The 2,605-nt window shown below is 40.1% G+C and carries 1 pseudogene; it reads right to left on the bottom strand.

Annotated elements, in window-relative coordinates:
- Positions 1 to 32: 32 nt before the first annotated feature.
- A pseudogene (locus CK510_RS29100) lies at positions 33 to 2,605 on the bottom strand (peptidase domain-containing ABC transporter); the annotation flags it as partial.

Raw genomic sequence — 2,605 nt, 5'->3', positions numbered from 1 at the left:
ACTCTCCCCTTCTTCCCCTCTCCCCCTCCTGTTCAGCTTCCCGATGCTTCTTGTTGCTGGTACAGACAGTAATACAAGCCTTTCATCTCGATTAATTCTTTGTGCGTTCCTTGTTCCGCTACTTTCCCCCTATCCATCATCAAAATAATATCTGCATTCTTAATAGTTGCTAACCTGTGAGTAATAAATAATACCGTTCTACCTTTGAATGCTACTTGTAAGTTTGAACAAACCTGTCTTTCGGTAGCATAATCAAGGGCGCTGGTAGCTTCATCCATAATTAACAGGGGTGGATTTTGCAGTACAGTACGTGCGATCGCAATTCGTTGTTTTTGTCCTCCTGATAGTGCGGAACCCCTTTCTCCCACACGGGTGTTATACCCATTGGGCAAATTCATAATAAAGTCATGGGCACAAGCTATTTGGGCTGCTTCGACTATCTCTTCTGGGGTTGCATCGGGTATAGTTAAAGCAATATTCTCTTGGACTGTGGTGTCGAATAGGAGGGTATCTTGCAATACCATACCGATTTGTTGACGCAGGGAGTACAATTCTACTTTGGAGATGTCATACCCATCAATTAATATGCGTCCAGAGTCGAGTTCGTAAAGTCGAGGAATTAATTTTGTGAGGGTACTTTTCCCTGCACCACTTTGTCCGACTACTCCAATAAATGCACCTTTGGGAATTTCAATTGAGACATTATTAAGTTGAGGTTGTGGTGATTTAGCAAAGGCAAAGGTGACATTTTCATATTTAATCACACCATTAATTGCTGGCATGGGAATGTTATTTCTACCAGCTAATTCACTTTCTTGAGGAGTATCGAGAATATCAGCTAATCGTTCCAGGGATAAAGCTGTTTCTTGGAAGTTTTGCCAAAGCTGAATTAATCGTAGTAGGGGACTAGTAACGTAACCAGCAATAATTCTAAATGCTATTAATTCCCCTAATGTGATTTCCTGTTTTAATACTAAATATGCTCCCACCCAAAGTAATAGTAAACTAGATAGTTTATTGAGGAAATTACTCAGAGAACCTGCTGTATTGCTCGTGGTAACATTTTCAAAACTGGCACTAATATATTTACCATAACGTTGTTGCCATTGCCATCGGGAATTAAGTTCGATATTCTGTGCTTTGACTGTTTGAATACCCGATACTACTTCTACTAAATAGGATTGGGTTTCGGCATTTCGTTCGGCTTTGGTGCGGGTTTGACTGCGGATGATTGGGGCAAATATAAATGTTAATAAAGCGAATAAGGGTACAGTTGCAAGTGCAACTATAGTTAATAACCAACTATAAAATATCATTACCCCGATATAAATTACCGAGAAAACGGCATCCAATACAACTGTTAGAGCAGTACCAGTTAGAAAAGAACGAATATTTTCAAGTTCGTTAATCCTGCTGGAGATTTCTCCAACGGGACGTTTCTCGAAATAACGTAAGGGTAATCTTAATAAATGGTCGATTACTTCACTTCCCAAACTTAAATCTATGCGATTGGTGGTATCGACAAATAAGTTAGTTCGCAACCAGGTAATCAACCCCTCAATAATCGCCAGAACTATCAATAAACTACCCAATACATTCAGGGTATTAGCGCCATTTTGAATAATTACTTTATCAATAATTACTTGGGTGATGAGGGGATTCGCTAGTCCTAATAATTGTACGAATAAAGATGCGATAAATACTTCAGTTAAAACAGTCTTATGTTTTTTTATTGCTGGTAAAAACCAACTTAAATTAAATCGACTTTTCGGAGTTTCAGAGGTATGTTGCAATAATAATACTTGCCCTTCTTCTCCCCAGGTTTCGATAAATGATTCTGGTTTCTTGCGAGTAATACCCTGTTCGGGAATGGCAAGGGTTAATTCTTTTTCCGTGGCGTGATAGAGTATGGCGTAGGAGTCTTGCCAGGGAAGCAATACAGGGGTAGGAAGTTTAGATATTGCAACTGCTGGTACTTCTACAAGTTGTGCTTTCAATCCCATCAATTCGGCAACCGCACCGCAGATTTCAATTGATATTTTACCAGTTCGTTGATAGTTGCTGTTTAATGCCCTTCTGAGTACGTCCCTTTTCCACGGCATGTTCCAATGTTGTGATAGCATTTGGAAACAAGCAAGGGTTGCGTCAATTGGTCCTCTTCCGTGGATGTAGGGATATTTTACTTGTTTGCTGTTTGTTTCTTCTGGTTGTTCGGGTTTTTCTGGTGCAAGGGGTATGTTTTCCCAAGGGTTAGGGATGATGGAGGAGTGGGGGAGAGGAAGAGGGGGAGAATGATAGGGTTGAGTCTGTAAATCCGATTAATCTTACTTCTTTTGCGTTAGAAGATTTTATGTAGTCGTTGTTGCTTGCTGTGTTAATTATACTTCCCACTGGATAATTGCAACCTTCGCTGCTGACAAACCAGATGAGGTTATTATCTAATTGACTGAGTGGAGTTTTGCTTGGGGGAAGGTTGATTACAGTAGCGTGGTTTAGTGATGCGATCGCTATTTCTTTCAAACTCTCTACTACCTTACCTCGACGGTTGAGTTCTGTCCCTAGCAATTCGTATGCTTCGATTAAACTCAATTGGTTATAGAAATAG

This window comes from Brunnivagina elsteri CCALA 953 (genome assembly GCF_002289455.1).
GTDB classification, from domain to species: Bacteria; Cyanobacteriota; Cyanobacteriia; order Cyanobacteriales; family Nostocaceae; genus Brunnivagina; species Brunnivagina elsteri.
This window is presented reverse-complemented; position numbering and strand designations above follow the sequence as displayed.